The sequence below is a fragment of the Uliginosibacterium sp. TH139 genome, from assembly GCF_002855595.1.
GTDB classification, from domain to species: Bacteria; Pseudomonadota; Gammaproteobacteria; order Burkholderiales; family Rhodocyclaceae; genus Uliginosibacterium; species Uliginosibacterium aquaticum.
The window spans coordinates 351,867-367,172 of sequence record NZ_PKRR01000003.1 but is presented as its reverse complement, the minus strand read 5'-3'; the positions used below and the strand labels follow the sequence as shown (position 1 = coordinate 367,172).

Here is a 15,306-nt window from a genome sequence, read left to right as displayed (position 1 = left end):
AACGCGCCGCAAGGCGCGTTGTCTTGTCCTCTGCCTTGCCCCTCTACCGCCCTCTATCGCTGAGTCATGGTCACCGGCCACCAGACCCCTCCCTTCTTCAAGCGTGGCCTGCCCTTGCCGGCCCGGGCGACGATCTTCCTGTCGATCAGCCTGTCCCTGCTGGTGGCTGACCTGCGTCTGAACTATCTGGAAACGCTGCGTCAGGCGCTCACCGTGCTGAGCTATCCGCTGCAGATCGCGGCGGCGACGCCGGCCGAGTTCGTCAGCAATACGGCGACTTACTTTTCCGGGCTGGCCAGCCTGAAGCGCGAGAACCAGCGCCTGCAGGCTCAGCAGCTGGCGATGGCCGAGAAGCTGCTGTTTGCTGAGCAACTGCAGCAGGAGAACGCCACGCTGCGCGGTCTGCTGAAGGTGAATCGCGCCATCGGCCTGCGCACGATTGCGGCTGAAATCGTGTTTTCTGCGCGCGATCCGTTCTCGCGCAAGGTGATTCTCGACAAAGGCAGCCTGCAGGACATTGAGCCCGGCTCGCCGGTGGTCGATCCGCAAGGCTTGATCGGCCAGGTGACGCGCGTTTTCCCCCTGCATGCCGAGGTCACCCTGCTTTCCGACAAGGAGCAGGCCATTCCGGTGATCGTCGAGCGCAGTGGCCTGCGCGCGGTGATGTTTGGTAGTGGCAACGGTTTGCTGGAGCTTAAGTTCCTCGCCGCGAATGCGGAGGTCAAACCGGGCGACCGCATCCTGACTTCCGGGCTGGATGGCCTGTTTGCGCCGGGCCTGCCGGTCGCCACGGTGCTCAAGGTGACGCGTGACAGTGCCGAGTCGTTTGCCCGCATCCTGTGCAAACCGATTGCCAGCGTGGAGCGCAGCGGCGCCGTGCTGGTGCTGTCGCGGACCGATCCGGCGCCGCAGCGGCCGGCGGATGATCGCGACGAGGCTTCGCGCCGCGCCTCGGCGGGACGTATCCGCAACCGGGTGAGCCAGGCCTTCCCTGAGCCCGTCGCGGCAGACTCGGCCCCGGCGGCCAGTGCTTCCGCGCCGCAGGCTGCGACGATGGCACCGCAGGCAGCGGCCTCGGCACCGACGCCCGCCCCCCTGGCCAGCGCGCCGGCCGCCAGTGCTCCTGTGGCGGTCCAGAGCACACCCAGAGCGGCGGCCAGCAACCCCGCACCGAAGGGAGATTGAGGCATGCTGCCGAATCACCGCTCCTCCCGCCTGCTCCTGCCTGTGCGCATGGGCTTCGTATGGTTCAGCCTGCTGGTGGCCCTGGTGCTCAGCTGCATCCCGGTTGGCCGGGTTCAGGCCATGCCGGATTTCGTGGCCCTGGTGCTGGCCTTCTGGTGCATCCGTGAGCCGCACCGGATCGGCATGGGGGCCGGCTTCTGCCTCGGTCTGCTGGTTGATGTGGCGCATGGCTCAGTGATGGGCCAGCATGCTACGGCCTACATCCTGCTGGCCTGGGCGGCCCAGGCCAATTCGCGCCGTCTGCTGTGGTTCTCACCTTCCACCCAGACCCTGCACATGGTGCCGCTGTTCCTGATGGTGCAAGTGGTGATGCTGGTGCTGCGCATGCTGGCGGGCGGGCGTTTTCCGGGCTGGGAGTACTTCTTCACCTGTTTCACCACGGCCGTGCTGTGGCTGCCGGCCTACTATCTGCTGCTCTTGCCGCAGATGCGGCCGATTGATCGCGATGAGAATCGCCCCCTGTAGGGCTTTGAGCGTCGGAATACGGGCCTAGGCTCGCGCCCCGCCCGCTTCCCCGCTCACTGCTCCTGACTCCCGACACCATGGAATTCAAGGCCCCCGAACAGGAACTCTCCCGCTTCCGCGCCCGCGTGGCGGCTGCGGCTGCCTTCGTGCTGCTGGGCTTCGGGCTGATCGTTGCGCGCTATGTGTATCTGCAGGTGCTGCGCTACGACTATTACGCCACCCGCGCTGAGGAGAACCGCATCTCCTTGCTGCCGATCGTGCCCAATCGCGGGCTGATCACGGATCGCAATGGCGTGGTGTTGGCCCGCAACTACTCGGCCTACACCCTCGAAATCACGCCCTCCAAGGTGCATAACCTGGATGACACGATCGACGAGCTGGCCGAGTTCATCGACATCCAGCCCAAGGACCGGCGGCGCTTCCGCAAGCTGCTCGAAGAGAGCAAGAACTTCGAATCCCTGCCGATCCGTACCCGCCTGACGGATGAAGAGGTTGCCCGGTTCATCGCCCGCCGCTACAAGTTCCCGGGGGTGGACATCAAGGCGCGGCTGTTCCGCCAATATCCTTTCGGCGAACTGGCTTCGCACGCCATCGGCTATATCGGTCGGATCAACCAGAAGGAAATGGCGAAGATCGAGGACGACGAAGACCTCGCCGCCAATTACCGGGGTACCGAACACATCGGCAAGACCGGGCTGGAGCAGAGCTACGAGAAGGAGCTGCACGGCGTGACCGGCTTCGAGCAGGTCGAGGTGGACGCTTCCGGCCGGGCCGTTCGCTCCCTGGCACGCACCCCGCCAGTGCCCGGCAACAATCTGCAGCTGACCATGGATTCCGAACTGCAGCGGATTGCCGAACAGGCTTTCGGCAACCGCCGCGGTTCGCTGGTGGCCATCGAACCCGGCACCGGCGGCGTGCTGGCCCTGGTGTCCACGCCGCGTTTCGATCCCAACCTGTTTGTTGACGGCATCACGCCGGATAACTGGGATGTGCTCAATACCTCGCTGGATCGCCCGATGATCAACCGGGCGCTCAACGGCGCCTATCCGCCCGGTTCCACCTTCAAGCCCTTCATGGCGCTGGCCGCACTCGAAACCGGCAAGCGCACGCCGCACCAGGCCATCTCGGACCCGGGCTATTTCGTGTTCGGCAACAACACCTTCCGCGATGACAAGGTCGGCGGCCACGGCATGGTCGACATGATCAAATCCATCATCGTCAGCTGCGACACCTATTACTACCTGCTGGCCAACGACATGGGGATCGACCTGATCTCCGATTTCATGGGCAAGCTGGGGCTGGGCAGTCGTACCGGCATCGATATTGATGGCGAGTCCACTGGCGTGCTGCCTTCCCAGGCCTGGAAAAAGAAGCGTTTCAAGAAGCCCGAGCAGCAGAAGTGGTATGCCGGCGAAACCATCTCGATCGGCATCGGCCAGGGCTACAACGCCTACACCCCGCTGCAGCTTGCGCACGCCACCGCCACGATTGCGGCGGGCGGGGTGATGTACAAGCCGCACATCGTGAAATACGTGGTGGATGCCCAGAACGGCGCGAAACGCGTGATCGAACCGACGCCGCTGGCCGATCTGGGCTTCAAGCCTGAGAACGTCGAGGTCATCCGCAAGGGCATGGTCGGCGTGATCACCAGTGGTACTGGCGCCCGCGCCTTTGCCGGAGCGAAGTACCAGGCAGCTGGCAAGACCGGTACGGCCCAGGTCTTCTCGCTCAAGGGCGCCAAGTACAAGGAAAGCGATACGCACGAGCGCCTGCGGGACCACGCCTTGTTCATCGCTTACGCCCCTGCCGACAATCCCAAGATTGCACTGGCGGTGCTGGTCGAAAACGGCGGTTTTGGCGCCGCCGCTGCCGCACCGATCGCCCGCCAGGTGCTGGACTACTATCTGCTGGGCATCAAGCCGGCAGGTGCGGCGCCGGAAGACCCGGATGCCGACCCGGAGCATGCCCATGATTAACCTCGCCGACATCCGCCTTGGTGCCTTGCGCCTGGTGCGGCCGATCGACCCCTTCCTGCTTGTCATCACGGCTGCCATCGTTGCTGTGGCCACCCTGATGCTCGGCAGCTCCTCGCCGGAGCGCATGAACGCCCACCTGATCAACGTGGGGGTGGGGGTGGCGGTGATGTGGGCGATGGCCAGTCAGCCACCGCAGCGCCTGCACAGCTTCGCCCTGCCGCTGTATGTGGTAGGGGTACTGCTGTTGATCGGTGTGGCCCTGTTTGGCGATGTTTCAAAGGGCGCGCGACGCTGGCTTAATCTGGGCGTAATGCGCATCCAGCCCTCCGAGCTGATGAAGATCGCCATGCCGCTGATGCTGGCCTGGTACTTCCAGAAACGTGAAGGCAGCCTGAAGGTCCGCGACTTCTTCGTCGCCACCCTGCTGCTGATGGCTCCTGTTGGCCTGATCCTCAAGCAGCCGGATCTGGGCACTTCGCTGCTGGTGCTGGGCGCGGGTTTCTTCGTGATTTTCTTTGCCGGCCTGTCCTGGAAGCTGATCATCCCGGTGGCTGTGCTGGGTACCGCGGCGATCATTGCCATCATCAGCTATGAATCCCAGATCTGCGCACCCGAGGTGGCCTGGCCCGGTCTGCATGATTACCAGAAACACCGCGTGTGCACCCTGCTCGATCCTTCATCGGATCCGCTTGGCAAGGGGTTTCACACTATCCAATCCACCATCGCGGTGGGCTCCGGTGGTCTCGTCGGCAAGGGCTGGCGCCAGGGCACCCAGACCCATCTGGATTTCTTGCCCGAACGCCATACCGACTTCGTGCTGGCCGTGATCTCGGAAGAGTTCGGCCTGGCCGGTGTGCTCCTGATCGTGGTGCTCTACTGCCTGCTGATCGGGCGCGGCCTGATGATTGCCGCCAATGCCGCCACCCTCTTTGGACGCCTGCTGGCAGGTTCGATCACCATGATTTTCTTCACCTATGCTTTTGTGAACATGGGCATGGTGGCCGGTATCCTGCCTGTGGTCGGGGTGCCCCTGCCCATGGTGAGCTACGGAGGCACCGCGCTGGTGACTCTGTGCCTGGGCGTGGGAATCCTGATGAGCGTGCAGCAGCATCGCCGTCGGCGCTGAAGCCGGGGCGGGCAGGAGATATCCGATGCATTCCTTTCATTCCGTGAATCTGCTCGTCGTTCTCGCCATGCTGCTGCTCGCAGCCTGCGCCAGCACCCCTTACGAGGAGAGCACGTCGCCGCGTCCGGCTCCGGTACAGAAGCCGGTTGCCGTGCCTGCCAAGCCGGCGCCTTCCTCTCCCGTCCTTACCCGGAAAGGTGGTGGTTTTTACAAGGATGACGGTCCCGGCGAAGACGTGCCGCCCAATCTCGACGAGATCCCGGATGCGGTGCCGCGCCGTGAGCCGATACGCCCCGCCAATGCCCGTCCCTATGAAGCACTGGGCCAGACCTTCAAACCGATGCAGACCCTCGGCCCCTTCAGCCAGACCGGTGTCGGCAGCTGGTACGGCAAGAAGTTTCATGGTGCGAAGACCAGCAGTGGCGAGCGCTACGACATGTACGCGATGAGTGCCGCCCATCCCACTTTGCCACTGCCCAGCTATGCGCGTGTGACCAATCTCGAGAACGGCCGCAGTGTGGTGGTGCGAGTCAATGATCGCGGCCCATTCCTGCACAGCCGCATCATCGATCTCTCTTATACCGCTGCCTACAAGCTCGGCTATGTGAGCAAGGGCAGCGCCCGCCTGCAGGTGGATGCCATCACCGCAGAAGAAATCGACAGCGGCGTGTATGCCCGGACTCCTGTCTCGCCACCGGCGCAGGTCGCGAGTGCTGCGCCTGCGGAAGCGCCGTCCCGGCCCGTGATTGAGCCGGCCACGCCGGATCCGCTTGAAGCCCTGGCCACCGCGGTGCCGGCCGTCGAGCCCGCCGCGCCTGCGCCGCTGGTGGCCAGCGGCGTCTTCCTGCAGCTTGGCGCCTTTGCCTCCAGTGCCAATGCTGACGGGTTCCGCGACTATGTGAAGAATGAACTCAAATGGCTGGGGCAGGACGTCAGCACCCACCTCGTCGGCGACAAGTACCGCCTGCGAGTCGGCCCCTTCAACGATGCCGCCGAGGCTCGTCGTGTTGCCGACCGGATTGCCGCCGCCATCCGCATCAAGCCCTTCGTCGTGCAGTAAGCGCTTGAAAAAGCAGCCTCATCCCCCATCTGCCTGAAATGACTGAAACCCGCCAGAGCCTCCTCGAATTCCCTTGCGACTTTCCGCTCAAGATCATGGGCGCGCGCCACGATGAATTCGCCCAGACCATTGCCGCCGTGGTGCTTCGCCATGCGCCGGACTTCAACCCGGCCACCATGGAGATGCGTCCCAGCAAGGCTGGCAACTACCTGTCGCTGACCTGCACCATCCGCGCCACCTCTCAGCTGCAGCTCGATGATCTGTACCGCGAACTCTCTTCGCACCCGATGGTGAAGGTGGTTCTGTAATGGAGGCTGCGTCCTGCGTCGTCCGCGAGTTGGGCGTCGTCGGCTATGCAGAAACATTTGAAGCTCAGAAGCGCTTCACTGCCGAGCGCGGGCCGGATACCCCGGACGAGCTGTGGCTGCTGCAGCATGAGCCAGTCTACACCCTTGGCTTGGCTGGCAAGCCCGAGCACCTGCTGATTCCGAGTGAAGTGCCGGTGGTGAAGATCGACCGCGGTGGTCAGATCACCTATCACGGCCCAGGCCAGGCGGTGATCTATCTGCTGATCGACTTGGCCCGACGCAACCTCAAGGTGCGTGAGCAGGTCAGCCTGATGGAGCAGGCCATGCTCGACGTGCTGGGCAGCTATGGCATCGTCGCCTCCCGCCGCGAGGGCGCGCCTGGTGTGTATGTGCGGGAAGCCAAGATTGGCGCACTGGGCCTCAAGATCTCGCGCGGCTGCAGCTATCACGGCCTGTCGCTGAACGTGGATCTGGACTTGGCCCCCTTCCTGCGAATCAACCCTTGTGGCTACGAGGGTCTCGCCAGCACCAGCCTTAAAGAGCAAGGTGTCACTGTCAGCACTGACGCAGTGCTGGCACAATTGGCGGCTCGCCTGAGTGAATTACTCGACCGTGACTACCCCCGCATGGCATAGAACAGAAAGACCCGACCCGATGAGCAGCGAAGCCTCCAAGAAACTCCGTGGCGCCGACAAGACCGCACGCATCCCGATCAAGATCGTGCCGGCTGAAAAGCTGCGCAAGCCCGACTGGATCCGTATCAAGCTCGGCACAGCCGAGGAGACCGCGCGCTTTAACGAGATCAAGGACACCCTGCGCGATCACAAGCTGCACACTGTGTGCGAGGAAGCCTCCTGCCCCAACATTCACGAATGTTTCGGCAAGGGCACGGCCACCTTCATGATCATGGGCGACATCTGTACCCGTCGCTGCCCCTTCTGCGACGTGGGCCACGGCCGCCCCGAGCCGCTCAATGCGGATGAGCCGAAAGAGCTGGCCAAGACCATCGCCGCGATGCGCCTGAAGTACGTAGTGATCACCTCTGTAGATCGCGACGATCTGCGCGATGGCGGAGCGAAGCACTTCGTTGAATGCATTCAGGCCACCCGTGAGGCTAGCCCGCGCACCCAAATCGAAGTGCTGGTGCCGGATTTTCGTGGCCGCATGGAAGTCGCGCTGGAGATCTTCAAGAATGCGCCGCCGGACGTCATGAATCACAACATGGAAACCGTGCCGCGCCTTTACAAGGCAGCGCGTCCCGGTGCCGACTACGCCTACTCGCTCAAGCTGCTGAAAGAGTTCAAGCTCATGCATCCGGGCGTGCCGACCAAGAGTGGCCTGATGGTGGGCCTGGGCGAAACAGACGAGGAAATTCTCGAGGTGATGCGTGACATGCGCGCCCATGATGTCGAGATGCTCACCATCGGTCAGTATCTGCAGCCCTCTGGCGGCCATTTGCCAGTGCTGCGCTATGTGCCGCCGGAGACCTTCAAGATGTTCGAGACCGAGGCGCTCAAGATGGGCTTCAAGAATGCAGCCTGTGGTCCGATGGTGCGTTCGAGCTACTGGGCAGACCAGCAGGCGCATGGCGCCGGTGTGGTGGATGAGGCCAGCCTGCAGCGCAGCTGAGCCCGGGCCTGTAGTGGATGTGAAAAAGGCGACCTCAAGGTCGCCTTTTCATTTGGCTTCAGGTTTCAGCTGATATGCGGGAATTTGGCCGCATAAAGATTGATCCACTCAAAGGCTGCGGTGGCGCTGTCGATCTCGCGCCCTTCCTTTTTCATGACCTCACGGCGATAGCGCTCGATGTAACAGAGTTGCTCCACCATGCGGACGGCGAAAGCATCTTCATGGGCTTCAAACTGGATCCCCAGCTCATAGCAGGTATGGGAGTGGCGGCACCATTTCACGGCGCCTTTGGCGCGGAAGGGTTCGCGACCGATGGGGATTTCAACAGACACCTCGCTGCCGACCGGCAGGGGTTCTTCTGAACGGCATGCGAGGCCGCCGGCGCTCACATTGGCAAGTCGGCGCAGGCTGCGTCCCTTGTGGCTCTCGCAGTGGATATGGATGGGCAACTCCGATGGGTGACGGAGATAGGCTCTATCCTGATGGCAGACGGATGCGTTCACGTTTTTTAGCCCGGACTCTCTGTTGCTCTGAAGCTAGTATGACGGCAGCGTCAGCGCCATCTTGAGGGCTCGCCCGTAGAGACAGGTGTCACACTGGGCACAATAAATTGCACCGAGTCGCAGTTTTGTGCGCGCCAAGCGGGCGGATCCGGGTTCAGCGCGGCCGCAGCGGATCGAGCAGAGCACGCAGATTGTTGTGATCGAGTTCGTACATCAGGGCCAGTAATTGGCCCAGCTCGCCCTTGGGAAAGCCTTCGCGCGAGAACCAGCCGAGGTAATGCCCGGGGAGGTCGGCGATCTTCCTGCCCTGGTACTTGCCGAAGGGCATTTCGCGGCTGAGAAGCTTTTCGAGAAGTTCGGGTGACAAGGCAGGAGCGGGGAAGGGTCGGCCTTCCCCGCTGAGCATCGATCAGCGCTTGAGTTGCGTGATGTCGCGTACCGCGCCGGTGTCGGCCGAGGTGGTCAGCGCGGCATAGGCCTGCAGCGCAGCGGAGACGTGACGCACGCGGTTGACCGGCTTCCAGGCGTCCGGGCCGCTGGCGTTCATGGCAGCACGGCGCTTTTCCATTTCAGCATCCGTGATCTTGAGATTGATGCTGCGGGCCGGGATGTCGATCTCGATGATGTCGCCATCCTCGATCAGACCGATCTCGCCGCCCATGGCGGCTTCAGGCGAGGCGTGGCCGATGGAAAGGCCCGAGGTGCCGCCCGAGAAGCGGCCGTCGGTGAGCAGTGCGCACTGCTTGCCCAGCCCGCGGCTCTTCAGATACGAGGTCGGGTAGAGCATCTCCTGCATGCCGGGGCCGCCCTTGGGGCCTTCGTAGCGGATGATCACCACATCGCCCGCCTGCACTTCTTCATTCAGGATGCCTTCCACGGCGTCGTCCTGGCTTTCGTACACGCGTGCGGTGCCGGTGAACTTCCAGATCGACTCATCCACGCCGGCGGTCTTCACGATGCAGCCATTGCGCGCGATGTTGCCCTTGAGCACGGCGAGGCCGCCGTCCTGCGAGTAGGCGTTGGCCTTGTCGCGGATGCAACCCTTGCTGCGGTCCATGTCCAGTTCGGGGAAGCGTTGATTCTGGCTGAAGGCCACCTGGGTCGGCACGCCGCCGGGGGCTGCGCGGTAGAACTCGAACACGGACGGGCTACCTGAGTGCATCACGTCCCACTGCTCCAGCGCACCTTTCAGGGTGTGGCTGTGCACGGTGTAGGTGTTGTGGTTGAGCAAGCCCGCGCGATCCAGTTCGCCGAGGATGCCCATGATGCCGCCGGCGCGATGCACGTCTTCGATGTGGAACTTGTCGGTCATCGGTGCCACTTTGCACAGGCAGGGCACACGGCGGCTGATGCGGTCGATGTCTGCCATGGTGAAGTTCACCCCGGCTTCGCTGGCGGCAGCCAGCAGGTGCAGCACGGTGTTGGTGGAGCCGCCCATGGCTACGTCGAGGCTCATGGCGTTTTCGAAGGCTTCAAAGGTGGCGATCGAGCGAGGCAGCACCTTGTCGTCGTCCTTCTCGTAGTAGCGTTTGCACAGCTCGACGATGGTGCGGCCGGCCTTCAGGAACAGGCCCTTGCGGTCGGCGTGGGTGGCGACGATGGTGCCGTTGCCCGGCAGCGAGAGGCCTAGGGCTTCGGTCAGGCAGTTCATCGAGTTGGCGGTGAACATGCCGGAGCAGGAACCGCAGGTGGGGCAGGCGCTGCGCTCGACTTCTTCGACCTCGGCATCCGAGATGTTCTTGTCGGCGGCCTTCACCATTGCATCCACGAGATCGAGCTTGATGACCTGTGCCTTGCCGTCTTTTACCAGCGTGGCCTTGCCGGCTTCCATCGGGCCGCCGGAAACGAAAATCGTCGGAATGTTCAGGCGCAGTGACGCCATCAGCATTCCCGGGGTGATCTTGTCGCAGTTCGAGATGCACACCATGGCGTCGGCGCAGTGGGCGTTGACCATGTACTCCACCGAATCGGCGATCAGCTCGCGGCTCGGCAAGGAGTAAAGCATGCCTCCGTGGCCCATGGCGATACCGTCATCCACCGCGATGGTGTTGAATTCCTTGGCCACGCCGCCGGCCGCCTCGATCTCGCGAGCCACCATCTGGCCCAGGTCCTTCAGATGCACATGGCCCGGCACAAATTGCGTAAAGCTATTGACCACGGCGATGATGGGCTTGCCGAAATCGCCATCCTTCATGCCGGTGGCGCGCCACAGCGAACGGGCGCCGGCCATGTTGCGGCCGTGGGTGGAGGTGTGGGAACGATACTGGGGCATGGTGTTTTTCTCCGGGTGCGCACGGCGGCAAGGAGGAATAAGCGGATTGTCGCGCCGGTGTGGTTCAATTGAGCCCTCAATTCTAGCCTGCCGCTGCTCAAGATGCCTGCCCTGCCTTTCATCCATCCGCAGTTCGATCCGGTTGCTCTCTCTCTCGGCCCGCTGGCCGTGCGCTGGTATGGCCTGATGTACCTGCTTGCTTTCCTGCTCTTTATCGTTCTCGGTCGCCAGTACATGCGGCGTCGACCCGATATGGGCTGGACCCGCGAGGCGCAGGACGATCTGCTCTTCTACGGCATGCTCGGCGTGATTCTCGGTGGGCGCCTGGGCTATGTGCTGTTCTATAAGGCGAGCTTCTACTTCTCGCATCCGCTCGAAATCCTTAAGGTATGGGAAGGCGGCATGGCCTTCCACGGCGGCTTGCTCGGCGTGCTGATCGCGCTGTGGCTGTTCGGTCGCAAGACCGGGCGTCACTTCCTGCAGGTCGGCGATTTTGTTGCACCGCTGGTGCCCACCGGTCTCGCAGCAGGGCGTTTGGGCAATTTCATTAACGGCGAACTGTGGGGCCGCGTGACCGCGCCGGACGCACCCTGGGCCGTGATCTTCCCGCAGGCCTGGCAGGCGGACGCAAAGCAAGTCGCTGCCGACCCGGCCCTGCAGGGCTCGCTCGTGCAGTACTTCGAACCGGTCAGCCAGCAGATGGTGACCGGGCTGCCACGCCACGCCTCGCAGCTCTACCAGTTCGCGCTCGAAGGCCTGACCCTGTTCGTGATCCTGTGGCTGTTCTCGCGCAAGCCCCGGCCGATGGGCGCGGTGTCTGGCCTATTCCTGATCGGCTATGGCTCCTTCCGCTTCATCGCCGAATTTGCCCGCGAGCCGGATGATTTCCTCGGCCTGCTCGCCGGCCACCTGTCGATGGGACAGTGGCTTTCGCTGCCGATGATCCTGGCAGGCGTCGCAATGATGATTTGGGCCTATCGACGCAAGGCCTGAGCCATCCCGCGAGTCCATTGATCCAAGGGCAGCCCGGGCTGCCCTTTTTCATAGCTCGCCCGGATCGACGTCGATGTGCCAGCGCAGGTCTTTGGTGAGTTTCAGCGCGTAGAGCAGAGGCATCAGCTCGGTGAGCATGGCTTGCAGGCCGGGGCGGGTGTCACATTCGATCACCAACTGGGCACGCTCCAGCCGCGCCTTGCGCACCAGGCGCATGGGCACCACGTCGAACAGGCGTACCGGGCTTTGCAAGGCTTCGGCGGCAGCGCGGGCCTGCTGCAGGAAGGCGACTGCCGTATCCAGTTCTGGTGCTTCGGCGCGCAACACCGCGTGAAAGCCATACGGCGGGAAGCCGGCGAGCTTGCGCTCGGCCAGTTCGCGCTTGGCGAAGCCGGGGTAGTCGCGGCGGGCGAGGTGTTCGTAGAGCGGATGCTCAGGGAACTCGGTCTGCACCAGCACTTCGCCAGGCAGCTCCCCGCGCCCGCTGCGGCCGGCTACCTGCATCAGCTGCTGGAACAGGCGCTCGGGGGCGCGGTAGTCGGCGGCATACAGGCCGGCGTCGGCGCCGACGATGCCGACCAGGGTGAGCATCGGGAAGTCGTGTCCCTTGGCGAGCATCTGGGTGCCCACCAGCACGTCGATTTCGCGTGCTTCGATGCGGCCTCGAACCTCTTCCCATTGCGCAGGCGTGCGCACCGCGTCGCGGTCCACGCGTTCGATGCGGGCCTCGGGGAAGTGCTCGCGCAGGCGTTCTTCCAGCCGTTGGGTGCCGCGGCCAAAGGCGTGCAGATCCTGATTGCCGCAGCCGGGGCAGATATGCGGCACACGCCCCTCATGGCCGCAGTGGTGGCAGCGCAGCGAGCGGTCTGCTGCGTGGAAGACCATGTTGGCCGAGCAATGCGGGCAGGCCGAAATCCAGTTGCATTGCGGGCAGGCGATGACCGGGGCGTAGCCGCGTCGGTTGAGGAATACGAGGCTCTGCTCGCCGCGTGCAATGCGTGTACGGATGCCTTCGATCAGGCCCGGCGAGAGTCCGTTATCCAGCTTCACGCGACGGGTGTCGATGCGGCGCAGGCTGGGCGGCTTGTCGGCCACGGCGGGCAGCGGCAGGTCTAGTCGGGTGTAGCGCTTGGCTTCGGCGTGCAGCCAGGTTTCCAGCGAGGGCGTGGCCGAGCCGAGCACGATGGGGAGCTTTTCGTAGTTCGCCCGCCACACGGCCAGATCACGCGCCGAGTAGCGCAGGCCGTCCTGTTGCTTGAAGGAAGCGTCGTGCTCCTCGTCGATCACGATCAGGCCGAGGCGTGGCAGGGGCACGAACACGGACAGGCGCGTACCGAGCACGATATCCGCTTCGCCCTTGAGCGCCTGCACGAAGCCTAGCGAACGCGCGCCATCGGCCATGCCGCTGTGAAGCGACACCAGATTGGCGCCCGGGAAGCGGCTCGCGACGCGTTCCATGAGCTGCGGCGTGAGGCCGATCTCCGGGACTAGCATTAGCGCCTGTTTGCCCGCCGCGAGGGCGTGGGCGATCTGATGCAGGTAGACCTCGGTCTTGCCAGAGCCGGTCACGCCAAAGAGCAGAAAGGGTTTGAATGAGCCGGCGGACGCGTTGACGGCGCTTACGGCGTCGGCCTGTGCTTCGTTCAGCGTGAGCGCACCGATTGGCTCGCGCTCGCCGGCGCGGGCGACCACTTCCAGCCAGCCCTTGTTGCGCGCTTCGCGGATCGCGCCGGAAGCATCGCCTTCCAGGTCGTTCAGGAGTTGGCTGCGCCGGCGCGCGCCAGCGGCTTGCACGGCCCCGACGGCAGCCAGTGCCTTGGTTATCCGTTTGGCTTCACTCAGGGCGGCTCGTCCGTCGGCAGTGGTGGCCAGCCACGGATCGTCGTCGCGCGGCAGTTTCACTGCGCGGCGGATGCCCGGCGGCAGGGCGGCGGAGATCACTTCGCCGAGCGGGTGCTGATAGTAGCGGGCGGCGAACTGGGTGAGGGCCAGCCATTGGGCGGGCAGGGGCGGGATTTCGGCGAGCAGTTCGAGGATGGGTTTGAGCTTTTCGACCGGCAGAGCGTCAGGCGGGTCAATAGCGACAATTACGCCGGTTTTTTCACCCGGACCAAAGGGCAGGCGTACGCAGTGTCCGACTTCGGGCCGGGCTTCAGGTCCTGCCAGGTAATCGAACAGACGGGGCCTCGGAAGCGGCAGGGCGATGCGAACAATGCGGTGCGAAAGAGTCATCCCAGCGGAAGGCGAAGTCGATTTCAGATCAGTGAGTTGCGCGCTGAAGCTGAAGTTGTTTCGGCGCTTTGCACGGCAAGCATCTGCCGCGCTTGGGTCTTCTTTTTATCCACAAAAGCTGTGGATAAAAGTGTGGGTTGTAATCGTGCTGACGGTGCATGGACAGGGCTTGCTTCGTCTTTGTGATTCGTGCTAAAGGGCCTTTAAATAATAAAAACTTCTTTCTAATCAATGATATGAGTATGCAATAAGGGTTTGTGCTTAGCTGCGGAAGGAGCAATACTTGGCGGAACTGCGACTTGTGCATAAGTCAAGCCCCCTCAAACTCTTCCGCCAGGTGTTTGTTACTTAGTGCAAACCCAGTTGCAGCGGGCTTTACGCTTTCCCGGCTGCAATAAAACCGTCATTCCAGCTTCATGTGCGCAGGGCTCGGCTGTGGCGGTGCACAACGTCCACCAGCACGGCCACATTCTCCGGCGGGGTGTGCTGTGAAATGCCGTGACCAAGGTTGAAAACGTGCCCTGGCGCTGGGCCGAAGGCCTCCAGCACACGGCGGGTTTCGGCGGCGACCCCTTCGGCCGAACCCATCAGCGAGATCGGATCCATGTTGCCCTGCAGCGCGACACGCTTGCCCACAAGGGCACGCGCTTGAGCTGGGTCAACGGTCCAGTCCAGCCCCAGCGCGTCGCAGCCGGTATCGGCCATGTCGGTGAGCCACTGACCACCGCCCTTGGTGAACAGAACGACTGGCACGCGCTGACCGTTGTATTCGCGCTTCACGCCAGTAACGATGCGGCGCATGTATTCCAGCGAGAACTCGCGATAAGCCGGGCCGGTGAGGATGCCGCCCCACGTGTCGAACACCATCACGGCTTGCGCGCCGTGCTCGATCTGCTGGTTCAGGTATTTGGTAACGGTGCGCGCATTCACGTCGAGGATGTGATGGAGCAGGTCCGGGCGCGAGTACATCAGGCCCTTGATGTGACGGAAGTCGTCCGAGCCGCGACCTTCGATCATGTAGCAGGCGAGCGTGAAGGGGCTGCCGGAGAAACCGATCAGGGGCACGCGATTGCCCAGCGCCTTGCGGATCGCGGCGACTGCGTTGAAGACGTAGTCGAGCTTTTCCATCGGCGCGACATCCAGCGCACGGATCGCGGCTTCATCCCGCAGCGGGCGGGCAAAGCGCGGGCCTTCGCCCTCGGCGAAGGACAGGCCCAGGCCCATCGCGTCCGGCACGGTGAGGATGTCGGAGAACAGGATGGCAGCGTCGAGCGGGAAGCGCTCGAGCGGTTGCAGGGTGACTTCGGTGGCGAAATCGGCGTTGCGGCACAGGTCCATGAAGCTGCCTGCGGTGGCGCGGCTGGCGCGGTATTCGGGCAGGTAACGGCCAGCCTGGCGCATCAGCCACAGCGGGGTGTAGTCGGTCGGCTCGCGCAGCAGTGCGCGCAGCAGGGTGTCGTTGGTGGGGCGGGTCATGGCAGGGCGCTCGGTTTGGGG

The 15,306-nt window shown here is 63.6% G+C and carries 14 protein-coding genes; 9 read left to right on the top strand and 5 right to left on the bottom strand.

All coding sequences use genetic code 11. The annotated features are described in order from the left end of the window. Window positions 1–66: 66 nt before the first annotated feature. The 8 genes from mreC (at window position 67) to lipA (ending at window position 7,809) form a co-directional block, all read left to right on the top strand. Window positions 67–1,185 carry a rod shape-determining protein MreC gene (mreC, locus tag C0V76_RS08750; RefSeq protein WP_101942009.1) on the top strand — a complete coding sequence of 373 codons (1,119 nt, stop codon included), beginning with the start codon at window positions 67–69 and terminating at the stop codon, window positions 1,183–1,185. 3 nt (window positions 1,186–1,188) lie between these two features. Next, window positions 1,189–1,710 (top strand): rod shape-determining protein MreD, encoded by a 522-nt coding sequence (mreD, locus tag C0V76_RS08745; RefSeq protein ID WP_101942008.1) that lies wholly within the window; start codon window positions 1,189–1,191, stop codon window positions 1,708–1,710. A gap of 77 nt (window positions 1,711–1,787) precedes the next feature. Further along, window positions 1,788–3,686, top strand: coding sequence for a penicillin-binding protein 2 (mrdA, locus tag C0V76_RS08740; RefSeq protein WP_101942007.1), 1,899 nt, complete (start codon window positions 1,788–1,790; stop codon window positions 3,684–3,686). Continuing rightward, window positions 3,679–4,812 (top strand): rod shape-determining protein RodA, encoded by a 1,134-nt coding sequence (rodA, locus tag C0V76_RS08735; RefSeq protein ID WP_101942006.1) that lies wholly within the window; start codon window positions 3,679–3,681, stop codon window positions 4,810–4,812. Before mrdA ends, rodA begins: the two co-directional genes overlap by 8 nt. A 25-nt stretch (window positions 4,813–4,837) precedes the next feature. Further along, on the top strand, window positions 4,838–5,872 hold the full coding sequence (locus C0V76_RS08730; RefSeq protein WP_101942005.1) for a septal ring lytic transglycosylase RlpA family protein: 1,035 nt from the start codon (window positions 4,838–4,840) through the stop codon (window positions 5,870–5,872). Between the two features lie 38 nt (window positions 5,873–5,910). Then, entirely contained in the window at window positions 5,911–6,180 is a 270-nt protein-coding gene (locus C0V76_RS08725) for a YbeD family protein (protein ID WP_101942004.1), read from the top strand. After that, on the top strand, window positions 6,180–6,815 hold the full coding sequence (gene lipB, locus C0V76_RS08720) for a lipoyl(octanoyl) transferase LipB (protein ID WP_101942003.1): 636 nt from the start codon (window positions 6,180–6,182) through the stop codon (window positions 6,813–6,815). The genes C0V76_RS08725 and lipB overlap by 1 nt, the downstream gene beginning before the upstream one ends. A 19-nt stretch (window positions 6,816–6,834) precedes the next feature. Continuing rightward, on the top strand, window positions 6,835–7,809 hold the full coding sequence (gene lipA, locus C0V76_RS08715; protein WP_101942002.1) for a lipoyl synthase: 975 nt from the start codon (window positions 6,835–6,837) through the stop codon (window positions 7,807–7,809). Window positions 7,810–7,874: 65 nt separating this feature from the next. Here the strand turns inward: lipA and C0V76_RS08710 are convergent, their stop codons facing one another. The 3 genes from C0V76_RS08710 to ilvD all read right to left on the bottom strand — a co-directional run bounded on the left by C0V76_RS08710 (window position 7,875) and on the right by ilvD (window position 10,584). Continuing rightward, window positions 7,875–8,312, bottom strand: a complete 438-nt coding sequence (locus C0V76_RS08710) for a PilZ domain-containing protein (protein ID WP_101942001.1) — start codon at window positions 8,310–8,312, stop codon at window positions 7,875–7,877. A gap of 154 nt (window positions 8,313–8,466) precedes the next feature. Further along, a complete protein-coding gene (locus tag C0V76_RS08705; RefSeq protein WP_101942235.1) occupies window positions 8,467–8,679 on the bottom strand; it encodes a DUF3820 family protein in 213 nt (70 codons plus the stop codon). 42 nt (window positions 8,680–8,721) lie between these two features. Further along, the gene (gene ilvD / locus C0V76_RS08700) at window positions 8,722–10,584 is read right to left on the bottom strand and encodes a dihydroxy-acid dehydratase (RefSeq protein ID WP_101942000.1); all 1,863 of its coding nucleotides are present in this window, start codon (window positions 10,582–10,584) and stop codon (window positions 8,722–8,724) included. 102 nt (window positions 10,585–10,686) lie between these two features. Here ilvD and lgt point away from each other — a divergent pair, with 102 nt between their 5' ends. Continuing rightward, complete coding sequence (lgt, locus tag C0V76_RS08695; RefSeq protein WP_101941999.1) at window positions 10,687–11,577, top strand: prolipoprotein diacylglyceryl transferase; 891 nt, start codon at window positions 10,687–10,689, stop codon at window positions 11,575–11,577. A 48-nt stretch (window positions 11,578–11,625) separates the two neighbouring features. On the opposite strand, the gene C0V76_RS08690 is transcribed toward lgt, so the two are convergent. Next, window positions 11,626–13,809, bottom strand: coding sequence for a primosomal protein N' (locus C0V76_RS08690; protein WP_101941998.1), 2,184 nt, complete (start codon window positions 13,807–13,809; stop codon window positions 11,626–11,628). A gap of 414 nt (window positions 13,810–14,223) precedes the next feature. After that, window positions 14,224–15,285 (bottom strand): uroporphyrinogen decarboxylase, encoded by a 1,062-nt coding sequence (gene hemE / locus C0V76_RS08685; protein WP_101941997.1) that lies wholly within the window; start codon window positions 15,283–15,285, stop codon window positions 14,224–14,226. Between the last annotated feature and the right edge of the window lie 21 nt (window positions 15,286–15,306).